The following is a 15,342-nucleotide window of genomic DNA, read 5'->3' as shown; positions in this document are numbered from 1 at the left end:
CCTAGATACTCGGGAGAATCGAACATTCGGGGATAGGACACTCTATTCATCGAACGTCAGTCCCATCCGGCCGGGAGACTTCTGCTTTCTCGGTTTCCGCCCGAATTTGTGGGGCGACGGCGATTGCCGCGGAGCGTTACGTGACACGCAACGTCGGGCAAGGTGATGCATCCAACCAGTGGCTTGATGGGACCTCCCCCGAATATCACCAAGGGTAGAAAACACTGCGCCCAGCACCAGGGCAAGAGAGATAGATCCTGGGCCAGTATTCAACGTCGGGTTCTTCTGAAGGTTTGGAAGCACAAAGGCAGTCACCACAACGCTTTGCGGGAGGTCACGGGAGGGGGTTGGGCCGGTCGAGGCAATGGCGGCAGCGATCGATCGGCGCGCGAGGGCGGCGACGTGCAATTGAGGTGGCGGGATTGGTGAAGCATTCCGGCTCCATGATACTATAACATCCAGGGCGCGTGGCCTGGCTGGGCCGCGGCGTCGTGGTGTATCGTCCTCCCGGAGCTGACTACCCCCATGCGGATCTCTCGTCTCGCCGTTCGACGGCCTGTGACGACGCTGATGGTCTTCATCGCGATCGTGGTGCTGGGTATCGTGTCGTACGAGCAGCTCCCGATGCAGTTGATCCCGGATATCACGGTGCCGAAGCTGGGCATCTATATGCAGAAGCCGGGGGCCAGCCCCGAGGATACGCTGGAGTCGCTGACGAAGCCGGTCGAGGGCATCATTGCCGAACTGCCGCGGGTGAAGAAGATCGAATCCTGGACCGGGACTTGGGGAACGTGGATCCGGGCGGACTTCGAGGACGGCACGGATATTCGCTTCACGACGATCGACCTGCAGGAGCGATTGAACTCGTTCCAGCAGGGCCTGGATGATCGGCGGACGGAGATCCAGGTCTTTCCGTTCACGACGGATAACTTCAAGAATTTCCTGATGGCGCTGTCCGTGGAGGGTCCTCTCGAAGAGGATCAGCTCTACGATGTCGTCCGCGACAAGGTGGAGCCGCAGTTGAAAGGCATCGCCGGCGTCGCGAAGGTTGAAGTCGGCGGGCTTGCTGCCGATGCGGCCGATGTGGAGATCGATGCCGATCGGCTGGCCGGGTTCGGACTGAATTTCGAGAACGTTTTCGGCAAGATCCAGCGCGCAGCAAACGAGGATACGTTCCTTGGGACTCTCGATGTTCCGGGAGAGAACCACTACGTTCGCCTGAACGATCCGGTGAAGAACGTCGACGAGTTGCGCCGCATTCCGGTCGACAGCGAAGGCATCGTGTCTCTGGAGGACGTGGCGAACGTCACCGAGGGCAAGGCGCTGGACGGGTGGGTTTATCGCGCGAACGGCAACTACGCGATCGGCATCAATGTCGAACGCGAAGAGGGCGAGAACATGATTCGTCTCGCCCAGACGGTTCGTGCGAGAATCAAGGAGATCAACCAGGAGCTTCCGCCGGGCACGGAAGTCAAGATCGACACGGACATTGCCGAGATCGTGGAAGAGGTCATCCGCCAGGTCCGAAACCTGGCGCTGATCGGTGCCGTGCTGGCGCTGATTGTGCCGATGGTTTTCTTCCGTTCGTGGCGAGTGTCGTCGATTATCTTCGCGTCAGTTCCAATCTGTATCATCGCGGTGTTCAATCTGTTCTATGCATTCGGGATGAGCATCAATATCTTCTCCATCATCGGCCTCGCCCTGGGTGTAGGCATGTTAGTGGACAACTCGATTGTGGTGGTGGAGAACTGTTTCCGTTTGTATTTCTCCAGGCACCTGCCGGCGCTGGAATCGGCGGGACAGGGCGGCGATGAAGTCGGCCGCGCGCTGTTCGCCTCGACGCTGACGTCGGTCGTGCCGTTCGTGCCGTTCCTGTTCATCGATGGCGAGTTCAAGCTGTTCGTGAAGGAACCGGCCCTTGCGCTGGTTTTCCCGTTGCTGATCTCGCTGCTGGTGGCGCTGACGCTCTCAGCGATGCTGGCATCGAAGGTTCTGCAGACGGTGGTGCGGCATCGCGGGGCTCGCGGCGCGGAGGAATTCGATCGCGCGGCGAAGCACTTCAACCCGACGAACAGCCGCATGCGCGAAATCTACCGCTACATCCTGAAGGGCTGCCTGCGGCACCGCGGCCGCGTGCTGGCGATCGTGGGACTGCTGCTGGCGTTCGTAATGCTCGAGGCTTGCGATACCATTCGCGAAGCCAACGCGAGCCAGGAGGGCAATCAGCAGGTCTTCCGCGTGTACATGAAGATGCCGCCGGGCACGCTGACATCGGAAGCCAGCCGGACGGTGTCCTTTGTGGAAGATCGTCTGCTGGAGCACGAAGATATTGATCGCTTCGGCGTCTGGTTCCGCCAGGACCAGGCGACCTTCGACATTCAGTTGCTGGAGGAGGATGAACGCCCGAGCGGCCGTACGCTATCCGCGATTCGACAATCGATGCCGGACTTCATCGGCAATGTTCCGGGGGGCGAGATCAGTCTGACGCGAGATGACCAACCGGGACAGGATGCCGCCGTGCTGCAATCGGGCACGACAGGGCAGTTGGTTCTGAAGGGGCTCGATCAGGATATCATCGAGCAGTACGCGAACCGTTTGATCGATGCGGTGCGTGCGCTGCCAAACATCATCGATGCGGAGATTCGGACGGAGAATCCTCAGCCCGAGTACCAGGCGCTGGTCGATCGCGACAAGGCGCGGTTATTCGGCGTGAACGCGCAGACGCTGGGCCAGTATATCGGCGCGACGCGAGCCGGCGGAACGATTTCGAGCCTCGTTCTGAAGGATGGCGAAGACCGGACCGATGTGACGATCAGCTTTGCCGGCGCGGACATCGATACGGTCGGGCAGATTCAGGACATGACGATTTACTCTCCGCTCGGCAGCAGCGTGCCGCTCGGCGAGCTGACGAATTTCCGCGCGGCGCAGACTCCCGCACGCATCACGCGCCAGGATCGTCAGAGCAGCCTGTATGTCGACTATACGTGGGTCCCGGGTGCGGATGCGGGCGAGTTGCTGACGTCGATCAAAAACATCATCAAGGCCCTGCCGAATCCAGCGGGTATCGTCGTGGAATTCGAGGGCCAGCAGCGGCAGTTGCAGGAACGGCAGCAGGACTTCATCTTCGTTCTGCTGGCGGCGGTGGTGCTCATCTACGTCGTGATGGCGGCGGTCTTCGAATCTTACTGGGTCCCGTTCACGATCATCCTGACGAATCCGTTGATGATCATCGGCATCGTGGCTGCCCTTGCGATCACAAAGCTGCCCTTCGACGAGTTGGCGGCCTTCGGCGTGATTCTGCTGAACGGACTGGCGGTAAACAACGGCATTGTGCTGATGGACACGGCGCTGCGCTATCGCGTGGAGAAGGGCTATCGCCGAAGTCGCGCCGTGTTCCAGGCGGCCGACCAGCGCCTCCGCCCGATCGTCATGACGTTCCTGACAACGACCCTGGGATTGATGCCGCTGGCGATCAGCGGCGGCGAGACCTCGCAGTGGCGCCCGGTCGCAGTAACGGTGCTGGGCGGTCTGACCAGCGCGACGTTCCTGATGTTGCTGGTGCTGCCGTGCATGTACCTGATCGGCGATGACTTCGTGATGTGGGCCAGACCGTATTGGATTGGAACCTGGCGGTTGGCCTTCCTGACGTTCGAGCGCGTCACAAATGGGATCATGCGCGGGATCATTGCCGTTGTGGCATTCTGGCGGTGGCGTCCGTGGAGGTGGCCGGGGAAGGCGTGGCGCCTGTTCCGCAAGATCGCTCCGTGGATCTTCAAGCGCCTGCCCGTCACAGCTTGGCGCGTCGCGCGCGGGACTGTTCGCGGGATGTGGCGCTTCGGCAAGCAGGCGATTGGCGATGTGCGTACGCTGGTTGTGCTGGCGCTGCGGCGGGAACGTTTCCACCCAACCCCGGATGAGGTGGATGCGATCGCTGAAATCCCGACGGAGCCGATCGATCCGAACGAGGTGGCGCTCGAGCTGCGCAACCTGCACGTTCTGTATCCGACCGATGGCTGGCGCCGGATTCCGCGACTGCTGCCGGGCGAGGGCTATCCCTTCGGGCACCGGCCGCGGCGCGGCGTGGATGCGCTGGACGGCGTGACGCTCCAGATCGGGCGCGGCCTGTACGGCTTGCTGGGCCCGAACGGCGCAGGCAAGACGACGCTGATGCGGTGCATCGCAGGACTGATGGAGCCAACGCGCGGCACGGTCAGCATCTTCGGCGTACCGCAACGCGAAGCCGGCGAGCAATTAGCCCCGTTGATCGGCTATCTGCCGCAGAACCACGGGCACTACGATTGGATGACGCTGTACGAGTACCTCGATTACTTCGCGATGCTAACGGCGCGGACGCTGCGGAAGGTTCAGATCTCTCCGGAAACGAATCCCCACCTGGCCCCGCACCTGGCGCGACTGGACAGATTGGCTTCGCCCGCGCAGCGCCACGCGGCCATCCATCGCGCGGCGAAGGAAGTTCACCTGGAAGATGAACTGAACGAGAAGATCGGAACCTTCTCCGGCGGTATGCGACAGCGGGCGGGGATCGCGCGCGTGCTGCTGCAGGCGCCACCGATCTTGATCGTCGACGAACCGACAGCGGGACTCGACCCTGTGGAACGCGTGAAGGTCCGCGTGCTGCTGGCACAGTTGGCCCGCACCCGAACGGTCCTGTTCTCGACGCACATCGTGGAGGACCTGGAGGAGACCTGCCAGGCGGTGGCGGTGCTGGATCAGGGCCGACTGCTGTTCCAGGGTCCGCCGCTGGATCTCCGCGGCGAGTGGCGCAACCAGATCTGGGAGATTCCGTTGAACGGCGACGACCCGGAGCGTCTGCGCGAAGGCATCGTTTCGGCGGGCGGCCGCGTGCTGTTCCGGTACGCGCGGGGCGACAGCGCCGGCTGGCGGGTGATCTCGCCGGAGGCTCCGCACCCGCGGGCAGCCAACGTGGACGCCAGCCTGGAGGATGCGCTGCTCGGGGTTCTGGGGAGAGAATAGCACCCAATACTGTCTCAGCCTGGCACGCAAATGGGCCCATTTCCTGCTTTTGGGGTTGTCAGAGGCGCCCGGCAGCCCGAAGCATTCGCCGGACTTTCTGAGGCAGAGGTAATGGAAAATGCCGACCTACGTTTATGAGTGCCAGTCATGTCATCGCCAGTTTGAGGTGGAGCAGCGGATGTCGGATGCGCCGCTGACGGATTGCGAGTGTGGCGAAAAGGGACAACTGAAGCGCCTGATCAGTGCCGGCGCGGGCCTCATTTTCAAGGGCAGCGGCTTCTACATCACGGACTACAAGGGCGGGAATGCCTCGGCTGGAACGCCTGCGCCGAAGTCCGGCGATTGCGGCAGCGGATGCTGTCCTTGCGCTGACAACTGATTACTCCACGAAACTCAAGATTCTGCGAATCTCCGCCCGGGTTTTTTCCGGGCGGGTTTTTTTCAGGTTGAGGGCTCCCCTTTGGTTCCCGTTCACTTTGCCGGTTGTGCTTTCGATAATGAGCTCTCGGCTGGCGAACGGGTTTTTTTCTTTTGGGTCGTCCTCTTCGCATCGCATTAGTCGTCGGAAACCTCGAGACCGGCGGTACTCAGGCCATCATCATGGAGTTGATGAGGGGTCTGGATCGCTCCCGGTTTGAGCCGATTCTGATCAATTTCAAGAATCCGAACCACTTCCGTGACGAAGCGGCCGCCCACGGGTGGCGCACGATGCGTGTGCCCGTTTCGCGCTCGTATCGGCCGAGGGACATCGATCACCTGGCGCGTGTTCTGCGCGATGAACGCATCGATGTCCTGCACGCGCATTCGGACTTCGCGAATTTCGCCGGCCGGGCTGCGGCGGTTCTGGCGGGCGTTCCTTACAAGATTGCGCACTACCACAACACCTACGAACACCGACTGAACAAGTACTTCCACGGCATGGAAGCGCTGCTGGCTCCGCACACGGACATGGTGCTGACCTGCTCGAAGGGCATCGAGGATTTCTGCCAGAGGAACTTCGAGATCGGCGAAACGCCGGTGCGTGTGGTTCTGAACGGGATCGATCTGCGGCCATACGAGAAGGCTCTGGCCGATCGGCCAGGATGCCGAAAGCGCATCGGCGTTCCGGATGAGGTCTTCCATATTGTCCATACGGCCCGACTGGAGCCCCACAAGGCGCCGCAACGGCTGCTGAAGGCGCTCAGTCTCTCGACAGTCAAAGGCAACAGCCCGCTCGGCAATTGGCGGGCAACATTCGTTGGCGGCGGGTCGTTGCTGAATCGTCTGAAGGAAGTAATCTTCGATCTGGATGCCCAGGCGGAGAAGGAAGGCGGCTCTGCAATCGCCCCGAACGTGCAACTCGTCGGATGGTCGAAGGACATCCCGAGCTACCTGGCGGCGGCGGACGCGTTCGTGTTGTGCTCGAAGAACGAGGGATTGTCGTTGTCTCTCATCGAGGCCATGGCGACCGGAACGCCCGTGATTGCGCCGGACATCATCGGCCCACAGGAGGTTGTGACGCCGGAAGAGAATGGGCTCCTGATCGATGCGAGCCGCCCGGTGGAGCTGCTCGATGCGCTTGTTCGCCTGAAGACAGATGACGATTTGCGCGCTCGACTGGTTGACGGCGGGCTGCAGCGCGCTCAGGATTTCAACCGAGAACGGTTCCTGGGCGAGATGGAGAAGACGTACGAAGAATTGGTGGCCGGAGCCCCGGCCGATCCGCCCCGCCGTATGGATCCGATCAGTCGCGCCATTTTCAGAACACGATTCAGTCGCCTTGCGCGGAAGAGTCGAACCCGGCGCAAGGAATGGACTCCCTGATCCGCCCGGCATCCGAATGTCCGTCAGCCAAGAATCCCAGGAGAAGCGCTCCCCCGCCGGCCGACTGGCGGTGCTGACCTCGCCGAAGGCCGAGCAGTGGACTCTGCGCGGCATCGGTTGGGCGCTGGCCGGTCTCATCGTCATCTCGACATTTGAAAACAACGTTCGCGCCGGGCGCGTGCTGCTGATGGCCGCGACGATCGGGCTCGGCGTCTGGGCAATCCGGTGCGGCTGGGTTTCGCTGAAGCGACTGCGTGCCGTGCAGTGGCCCGTGATCGCCCTGACCGTGTGTATTCTGGCGGCGTCGGGGCTTTCGATCGATGTAGGATACAGTTTCTCGACGTTCTTCGAGCAACACTTCTGGTTCCTGATCCTGTTTGCGATCGTCGCTTCCTGGGCAACCGACTCCGAACGGCAGATGACCATCTTGCGCGGGTTCCTTGTGGCGGCGGGCATCAGCGCGATCGGCGGAATCGTGCTCTTCTATGCGGGCGCAGAGGACTTCGTGAAGGTCAGTTTCACGCCCGATGGCGCGGAGATGTTGCGCGCGGAGGGAATGCTGGAGAGCTACACGCGATCGGCAATGGTGTTTATTCTGGCACTGCCGGCGACTGTCGCCGTCGGCTTGAATGCTTTCCGAAATCGAAAGCGCGCCTGGCTTGTTGCGGCGATTGTCGTGTGCGTGGTTTCGCTGTGGTTTCTTGTGCTGACGCGATCACGCGGGCCGTGGGTTGCGACCGCAATCTCGACGGTGCTGGCAATCGTCTTCTTGCGAGGGCGCTGGTGGATGTTGGTGGCCATTGCGGGTCTGGCGGCGGTGTTTGTCCTGGCTTCACCGCTGGGACGGGCTCGCGCTGCGACGCTGGTTGAAGATATCGGACAGCCAGATCGATTGCTGTCGGGGCGAATCGGCCTGTGGCAACAGGGCCTCGATCGCATCGGCGTGCATCCGGTTTTGGGACTTGGCTATGGCGGCGACATCTTCACGACCCATGCGGGCATCGAGAAGTATGAGTTGGTGACCGACAACCGCGAACCGGACCTGCACCAGATCTATCTGCAGACAATGGCCGAGATTGGACTGGCGGGCTTTGCGGCGTACGCATGGCTTGTCGGAACGCTGCTGTGGCTCGGCATCGGCGCGCTGAAGCACGATGCCATGCCGGGGACGCGCGTCGCGTTGGCCGTCCTGATCGCATTTCTGATTTACGGACTTGTCGCGTGTTTCAACGAAGGCCAGGTGGCCCTGCTGCTGTGGACAATGGCGGGGATGCTCGTTGTCGAGACGAAAGAAGCAACTGCAGCCTAGCCGCTCAATCGACGTACTGCGCCTCGATTTCATTGTACAACGAATCGCGCTGAACGGGTACACGGCCGCAATCGCGAACGATTCGCTGGATTTCGGAAACTGTCATGCCTTGCGGCGTTCGGGCACCGGCGTCGTGGTAGATTTCCTCGTGCATGACCGTGCCATCAATGTCGTCGGCGCCGAACCATTGGGCGACCTGTGCCTGCTTGATGCCGAGCATAATCCAGTACGCCTTGATGTGCGGGATGTTGTCGAGCATCAGTCGGCTGGCCGCCATGTTGCGGAGTTCGTCGAAACCGGTTGGGCCGGGTAGGTGAGAAAGCCTTGTGTTCGCCGGATGGAACGATAGCGGAATGAAACACTGGAAGCCAGTCTTCTGGTTTCCATCCTCATCGTAGGAAACCCATTCGTCCTGGTGCGTGCGCAGACGAATCAGATGATCGACGCGATGGCGAGCTTCCTCCAAGTGACCGATCAGCATCGTGCAGTTGGTGCGCATGCCGCGCTTGTGCATCTCGCGGTGCGTTTCGAACCACTGCGCGGCGTCGCACTTGTGTTCGCAAATCTGTTCGCGAATTTCCGAGTCGAAGATTTCCGCTCCCCCGCCGGGCATGGAATCCATCCCAGCCTCCCGGAGGCGTTCGATGGCTTCCGCGATGGAGATCTTGCCGCGGCGCGCCATGAACTCCACTTCGACCGGCGTCAGTGTCTTGATGTGGACGTGCGGGAAAGCTGACTTCAGTGCGCGGATGTAGTCGCAGTAATAATCCACCTTCAGGCGCGGGTCGATTCCGCCGACGAGGTGGATCTCATTGCAGCCTTCGGGCATCTGCGCGCGGGCCCGCTCAACGATTTCTTCCGGTTTCAGAATATAGGCATTCTCGTCGAATGGTTTCCGACCGAATGCGCAGAAAATACACGATGCAAAGCAGGAGTTCGTCGGATTGATGTGCAGGTTGATGTTGTAGAATGTCTTGTCGCCGTGACGCGACTCGCGCGACCAGTTGGCCAGGGCCCCGAGGCCGGGCAGATCGTGCGTGCCATAAAGAACCAACCCGTCGTCGTACGACAGGCGCTCGCCCGCCATAACCTTGTCGGCGATTTTGTTCAGATTCTTGTCGCGAATGGGAATATTCATCAGCCTGCCTTCCGTGTGTTACTGCGCATCTTCCGGGTGAAGAAGCAAAGAGAGGGCCGACTCACCGTTCAAGGATGGAATCCACAGCCTTATCGAACGCCTCGCCCTGCAGTTCCGGCTCATCCGGTGTCCAATCGAGTACCGCGGGAAGCTCCGTCTCCCAGTCAATTGGCGCGGCGATGCTGTCGAGATAGTCCTGCAGTGCCTCGCGGTCGTACAGGCCGTCAGTTGGCTCCGGCGCGCCGACGGCTTCACCATACTTGAGTTCTACGCCGAGGCGCTCAGCCACCGGGCGGGCGAACTCGGTGGTCAGGCTGCCGTCGTCAACTTTGGCGAGCATTCGTGCCAAAGCAAGGGCACGCAGGTACTCGCGGCGGGCCAGATCGTTCATCGACGGATCGAGCGCGAGTAGACCACCAACAAGTCCGCGCATTCCTGCGAGGAGATCCTCGTCCATTTCCTTCTTGCTGAGCGTCTCAGTGGCCCACCCGGATTCGACGAGGCCACGCGATAATGCGATTAGGCGCATTGCATCGACCGGGGCGCCGGTTTCAGCCCGGCGCGTCATAAGCCATACCCACCGATGATTGAGTATCTCGGAGTAAGGGTTTCCAACGCCCATCGTGGAATCAAAGATCTCGCCGGCTTTGCGATGCAACAATTCGGCGTCATCGAACTGCTGCTTATAAACCATGAGCCGTCCAAGATTGGCGAAACACACGCCCGTAGTTGGGTGAGTATCGCCCCAATTCTGCCTCTGAATCTGCAGCGCCCGATGCGCGATTTGAAGAGCTTCGTCGATACGTTCTTCTTTCTCCAACACGCGGGCGAGATTGTTGAAATAGATGGCGAGTTGCGGATCATCCTCGCCGTGAGTTTCTTCGATAATCCCGATTGCCTCCTTGAGCGCAGCGTCCGCTTCGTCAAGGCGTGACTGCGATTCAAGGAGCGCTCCCAGGTTGCTGAGGACGAGCGCGACTTCCGGACTGCGGTCGCCGAAGATTCGCCGACGGATCTCAAGCGCTTTGCGAGACAGACGCTCCGCTCCTTCAACATCGCCCAACCGCCCGAGGTTCGAAGCAACATTCTGGTAGGACGTTGCCGTGGAGGGGTGATTCTCGCCGAGTTTCTCGACGCGCACGCGCATTGCGAGTTCCAGGTATTCCTGCGCCTCCTGGAAACGACGCTGGTACTGAAGCATGACGGCGAGCGAATCGGCATCGCGCGCTGTGCGGGGATGCTCAGGGCCGAGGATTTCACGATCGATATCGAGGGCTTTCCGAGCGTATTCCTCGCCGTCGCCAAATCGCCCTTCCTGCGCCATCAACATCGCCATCGTGTGATAGGCGATCGCAGTGTCGGGATGACGTTCGCCATGCAGTTCGCGGCGAATATTGAGCGCTTCGTCCATCAGCTTGAGGGCTTCTTCGATTTCGCCTCGATCGGCCAGCGTGATCGCAAGGTCTTCGCAGGATTCCGCGGTGTCGCTGTTCTCGCGGCCCAGGACTTCGCGGCGCAGTTCAAGCGCCTTTCGCAAATAGGGCTCAGCATCGGATACTTCGCCGCTCATGAAGAGATTTGTGCCGAGCGTCTCGTACGCATCGGCCGTGCGGCGATCGTGTTCGCCGAAGAGACGCAGATTCATTTCAAGCGTGGGAGAAGAATAGGCCGTCGCCTCCTTGTAGAGCCCCAACTCCTGCGCACGATCGGCAAGTGTGAGCGAAAGCTCGGACCACTGAGGCTGCAGAATCTCCATACTGCGCCGGTAGTATTCGATGTAATCCTGGTCTTCGCTATTGAGCTCTTTGTGCGCTTCGCCTTCGAGCGCCAGTGCGCGCGCATAATCCGGATGGCTTTCGCCGCGCAGCGCCAGCGTACGCGAACTGGCTTCGGCGAGGCAGACCGTCGCCGACGTCGGATAGCCTCCGCGGAAAGCAGCCACACCCATACCGGTCCATGGCTCAGGGAGTTCATCGCGTTCCTGCTGGGCGCGGTGATAAAGCTCGAAGGACCGGAGATAATCGTCGGCGCCGACTGATCGCGCAGTCGCCAGATTGGCTTCTGCAAGCAGCAGCGGAAATGGTGCATCTTCGAGCGTGCCGGCAGGAACAAGTTCAGCCAGTTCGCGGCGATTGCGCTGCGCCTGGTCGACGCGTGTCAGCAGATCGCGGACTCGCGCTTCATCGCGTAGTGCATCGGATCCTTCGCCTTCGGAAGCATGCAATTCCGCCGGAAGTGGAATATCATGGGAGAGCTCTTCGGCCAACTGGTTCTCGGTCATGCGCAGTTGATTGATGCGCTCGAAGAGACGTTTCAGCTCCGCCTCCTGCAGCGTGCGTTCCTGCGCCCGGGCGGCCTGCTCCTGGTCGAGGCGCCGGCGTGCGGCTTCGGTGTCGGCGCGAAGCTGCGAATCGTGCAGAACGAAGCCGACGAATCCGATGACGAACAGTAGAATCACGGTGGCACCGATCGCGAGCCGGCGCTGGCGATCGCGCCGAAGGACGGATTCCTGCGCAGAGGAAATGCGCGCCAGCAGCGGCTTTCGCGCCTCGGGACGCACAATGCGTTCGGCCTGCAAATGGGCAAGTTTCAGGTCGCCATTCGCGAGTGCGGACTCGGCATAGCTGGTCAGAACCCGTTCACGGAGAGGGCCTGCCTCCGGATTGTTGGGCCATAACTCGCGCGCGCGGATTAGCAAGTTGTCGCACTCGGCAAGCGAACCGTAGCTGGCAGCGTCGGACTCGAGATGCTCGGCAACCTGGGAGGTCAATGCACAGGATTCGCGACGCCGCGTTGCGCCGGTCAGGTAATCTTGAATCGCGTTCAGAAAGTCCTTTGCCGATGCGTAACGATCGTCCGGGTCGCGAGCCATGGCCTTCTCGACAATGACGGAAAGCTCCGGCGGGATGTCGCGTGTGGGCGCGCGCAAATCCGGCTTCGGGAATTCTGCCGACATGGCCCGGAAGTAGACGCTCTTCGGATCATCACCGCTGTACGGCGGCGAGAGCGTGAGCAAGTAGTAGAGCGTCGATCCGAGCAGGAACACGTCCGTCCAAGGACCGATGCGCGAGGCGTCCTCTTCGGTTTGCTCCGGTGCCATGAAGGCGGCCGTGCCAGCGGGGTTTGGCGCCGTCTCTGTCGTCGCGATCCAGCCCGCCTCGCTCATCGGAGGAATTTCTTCGCCGGCGCGCTGCGGATCGAACACAACCGCCAGCCCCCAATCCATCAGTAGCGCTTCGCCGAATTCACCGACCATGACCTGCGAGGGCTTGATGTCGCGGTGAACGATGCCCTTGGAATGCGCGTAGGCAAGCGCCTGAGCAACGGCGACCAGAATGGGCAGGTGCTTGCCCAGAAAATCCGTGGGAGACAAGAACGCATCGGCGTCGATGATGTCATCCCAGGGCTTTCCGCGAACGCGCTTCATTGCCAACAGGGGGCGCCCCTGGGCGTCGCGCCCGAGGTCGTAAACGGGGACGATGTTCGGATGTTCGAGACTGCCGGTTGTGAGGGCTTCCTGGTGGAACGTGAACTCGAGGTGCTCGAGGTAGCGGCTGGAGTGAGGCTCGTCGTCGAACTGGTGCTTCATGCGTTTGACGGCGATCGTCCGGCCGAGAGAAACCTGGAGCGCTTCCCAGACCTCGCCGAATCCGCCTTTGCCGATCAACTCGCGAAGAACGAAATTCCGTCCCAATGTAACGTGCGGAAGAGCGGGGTGCTCCGGCAGATCGCCGGAGGCTTCCGTCTCCCACAGCGGCAACGTCTTGCGCATTTCGCCGATGGGGACGTCGGGATTGGAGTACACGGCCGTCGTTTTGGCAGGGTTGTATGTCTGGGAGGAATCTCGCGGGAGATCCTCCGGGGCGCCCTTCGACGGGGTTTTGTCCTGAGAGTCGGCCATCTGGCGATTTTCCGATGCGACGGTGCGTTGGTCGGCTCCATTCTCTCCCGGAAGTTCGGGAACGCAAGGAAACCCTGAGGGGGGAACGTTTCGACTTGCCGATTGACGGGCCGGGGCGGTCTGCTCGGGCTAAGTCTTTTCCGCACAGGAGGTTGGAAACCGTGCGCTTTCTGCTGATTGGAGTCCTTCTGATGACGACTGCCCTGTGGGCGGACGGCCCGGAGCTGGTTCGCGTGGAGTTCGAGACGGAGTACTCGACGAATTTCGGCCAGAGCATCTTCGTGGTCGGCAGTCTGCCCGAGCTGGGCAAGAACGATCCAGCCAACGCGGTGAAGATGTCGCCTTACGATTTCCCGAAGTGGAAGCTGGCCATTGATCTGCCGGCCGGGACCCGGTTCACGTATCGCTACATCATGTGCCGCGACACGCCCGAGTACATGGCGCGTCCGAATGCCTTGATCCGCGAATTGTCGGGGCCGTTGAAGATGAAGGTCCCCGGCAACCGAGCGCCGAAACGGACGGCCCATGTGCGATTCTACAGCGATGCGGAGGCCCCGCAGTTGGAGTACTACTTTCCGATCAGCGGCTGGATCCCCATCTGGACCGAAAAGACTGAGGACGGCTTGTGGGAATCGGTGCTGGAGGATTTGCCCGGCCGCGGGGAGTGGAAGTTTCGCCTGCGCGAATCGGAGGGGCAGTACATGTCGCCGAAATTCACCGATGACGAGTTCTTCATCACGGGCCTGATGGATTTGTGGGTGCGAGACGGACAGATCTTCGCGTACGAACCACCAGCCGATGTCTCTCCGTCGCGCGTGGTGAAGATCGATCGCTTTCCGGGAACCGAGACGATCCCGGATCGTCCGGTTTATGTGTACACACCGAGAGGCTACGACAATTTCCCCGATCGCAAGTACCCCGTGATCTACATGCACGATGGGCAGAATTTGTTCGAGGCGTATGCGAAGGACAGCTTCATTGGATCGTGGCACGCGGACGACGTGGCCGATCGGCTGATCGGCGAGGGCCGCATGCGCGAGTGCCTGATCGTCGGCGTGGGAAACAACGGCGGACAGCGCGTCTGGGAGTACCTGCCGCCCTACGGTTCGTGGGGTGGGCGGGAAGATGCTCCGCCGGAAGATCAGAAGCCCGGCCGGGCGGACAAAATGGCGGCCTTCTATCGCGACCGCGTGGCTCCGTATATTGAGGAGAACTACCGCGCGTTGTCCGATCCCGAAGACCGGGCGACCTGCGGATCGTCAATGGGCGGGATCTTCTCCGCCTATATCGCGTGGGAGTTCCCCGAGTTCGCTCGAAACAATGCGGCGATGTCTTCGGCGTTCGATATCTCCGGCAAGAACGCGGAGGACGAGTGCTCGCGCATCGTTGAACGCTTCCGTACAGGCAAGCGACAGGACATGCGCCTGTGGATCGACAGCGGCACGAAGTCCGGCCGAAGCGACGACGGCATGGGCGCGGCCTTCGAGGCGCGCGATGCACTGCTGGAGAACGGCTACGCCATCGGGCCCAACCTGCAACAATGCGTCGACGTCGACGCGATCCACAGCGAGCAGTTTTGGGCGGAGCGACTGGATAAGGTGTTCTTGTTCCTCTTCCCGGTTGATCCGGCAACGCGCATCTGGGCAAGCAACGGGCGACTCGTTGCGGAGGAGTGAGCGGGTGCGGGAGGAGAGCATCGCGACACGCGATCGATGGCCAGCTTTGCAGCAACAGCGCGGGAAGAGAGGAGATTCACTCAAGGATGTCACGTGCTCTCGACATTCCAAGTGGTTGTGCACTTCGCGTCCGAGAAGTAATTCACTTTGGAACCGGGGATTTCGCCCTTTATGATCCGGGCAATCGCTAATCCCTCTTCGTCAAGACGATCTCTCTCGCCTGCATCCGCGTAGTTTCGCATGTGCAGTTCTCTGTATTCTCCCAGCCAATGCTCAAGTCTCCCCCGAACTGCGTCGGACAAGTGAAGTGCCTCGGGCTCAAGATACTCGGACGTAACCGAGTCCCGAATGCCGGTGCCAGAAGACATGCCGTCTATTGTGAGATAGATCATTTTGTCCCTTGTTCTTGTTCTTCAATCCGAGAATGCTCAGCAATCCCAACTCGCCTGCACAGTTCTCGGAGTCCAATTCGGACTGATAGCGGGAACAGGATTAGGAGAGAGCCGGCTGAGTATCCCAA

8 protein-coding genes are annotated in these 15,342 nt (G+C 61.0%); 5 read left to right on the top strand and 3 right to left on the bottom strand.

The window, feature by feature from the left end; genetic code table 11:
* Positions 1-525: 525 nt before the first annotated feature.
* From KQI84_05195 to KQI84_05180, 4 genes are all read left to right on the top strand, one after another.
* Positions 526-4,995: an efflux RND transporter permease subunit gene (locus KQI84_05195; protein MCB2154260.1), complete on the top strand. Its 4,470-nt coding sequence runs from the start codon at positions 526-528 to the stop codon at positions 4,993-4,995.
* A 118-nt stretch (positions 4,996-5,113) separates the two neighbouring features.
* A complete protein-coding gene (locus tag KQI84_05190; protein ID MCB2154259.1) occupies positions 5,114-5,374 on the top strand; it encodes a zinc ribbon domain-containing protein in 261 nt (86 codons plus the stop codon).
* Positions 5,375-5,526: 152 nt separating this feature from the next.
* Positions 5,527-6,798, top strand: a complete 1,272-nt coding sequence (locus KQI84_05185) for a glycosyltransferase (GenBank protein MCB2154258.1) — start codon at positions 5,527-5,529, stop codon at positions 6,796-6,798.
* Between the two features lie 16 nt (positions 6,799-6,814).
* Positions 6,815-8,107 (top strand): O-antigen ligase family protein, encoded by a 1,293-nt coding sequence (locus KQI84_05180; GenBank protein ID MCB2154257.1) that lies wholly within the window; start codon positions 6,815-6,817, stop codon positions 8,105-8,107.
* A 4-nt stretch (positions 8,108-8,111) separates the two neighbouring features.
* Here the strand turns inward: KQI84_05180 and mqnE are convergent, their stop codons facing one another.
* Both mqnE and KQI84_05170 read right to left on the bottom strand, forming a co-directional pair.
* A complete protein-coding gene (gene mqnE / locus KQI84_05175; protein MCB2154256.1) occupies positions 8,112-9,245 on the bottom strand; it encodes an aminofutalosine synthase MqnE in 1,134 nt (377 codons plus the stop codon).
* A gap of 61 nt (positions 9,246-9,306) precedes the next feature.
* Positions 9,307-13,146 (bottom strand): serine/threonine-protein kinase, encoded by a 3,840-nt coding sequence (locus KQI84_05170; protein MCB2154255.1) that lies wholly within the window; start codon positions 13,144-13,146, stop codon positions 9,307-9,309.
* A 191-nt stretch (positions 13,147-13,337) separates the two neighbouring features.
* Between KQI84_05170 and KQI84_05165 the strand changes: the two genes are divergently transcribed.
* Positions 13,338-14,822 (top strand): hypothetical protein, encoded by a 1,485-nt coding sequence (locus KQI84_05165; protein MCB2154254.1) that lies wholly within the window; start codon positions 13,338-13,340, stop codon positions 14,820-14,822.
* 89 nt (positions 14,823-14,911) lie between these two features.
* Here KQI84_05165 and KQI84_05160 read toward each other — a convergent pair whose 3' ends face one another.
* Positions 14,912-15,214 carry a hypothetical protein gene (locus KQI84_05160; protein MCB2154253.1) on the bottom strand — a complete coding sequence of 101 codons (303 nt, stop codon included), beginning with the start codon at positions 15,212-15,214 and terminating at the stop codon, positions 14,912-14,914.
* Between the last annotated feature and the right edge of the window lie 128 nt (positions 15,215-15,342).

It is taken from the genome of bacterium (assembly GCA_020444065.1).
Lineage (GTDB): Bacteria > Sumerlaeota > Sumerlaeia > SLMS01 > JAHLLQ01 > JAHLLQ01.
This window is presented reverse-complemented; position numbering and strand designations above follow the sequence as displayed.

Excerpts from the sequence above, each read along its gene's own strand:
- KQI84_05195 (MCB2154260.1), top strand. The coding sequence starts at position 526 with ATGCGGATCTCTCGTCTCGCCGTTCGACGGCCTGTGACGACGCTGATG.
- KQI84_05190 (MCB2154259.1), top strand. The coding sequence starts at position 5,114 with ATGCCGACCTACGTTTATGAGTGCCAGTCATGTCATCGCCAGTTTGAG.
- KQI84_05180 (MCB2154257.1), top strand. The coding sequence starts at position 6,815 with ATGTCCGTCAGCCAAGAATCCCAGGAGAAGCGCTCCCCCGCCGGCCGA.
- mqnE (MCB2154256.1), bottom strand. The coding sequence starts at position 9,245 with ATGAATATTCCCATTCGCGACAAGAATCTGAACAAAATCGCCGACAAG.
- KQI84_05170 (MCB2154255.1), bottom strand. The coding sequence starts at position 13,146 with ATGGCCGACTCTCAGGACAAAACCCCGTCGAAGGGCGCCCCGGAGGAT.
- KQI84_05165 (MCB2154254.1), top strand. The coding sequence starts at position 13,338 with ATGACGACTGCCCTGTGGGCGGACGGCCCGGAGCTGGTTCGCGTGGAG.
- KQI84_05160 (MCB2154253.1), bottom strand. The coding sequence starts at position 15,214 with ATGATCTATCTCACAATAGACGGCATGTCTTCTGGCACCGGCATTCGG.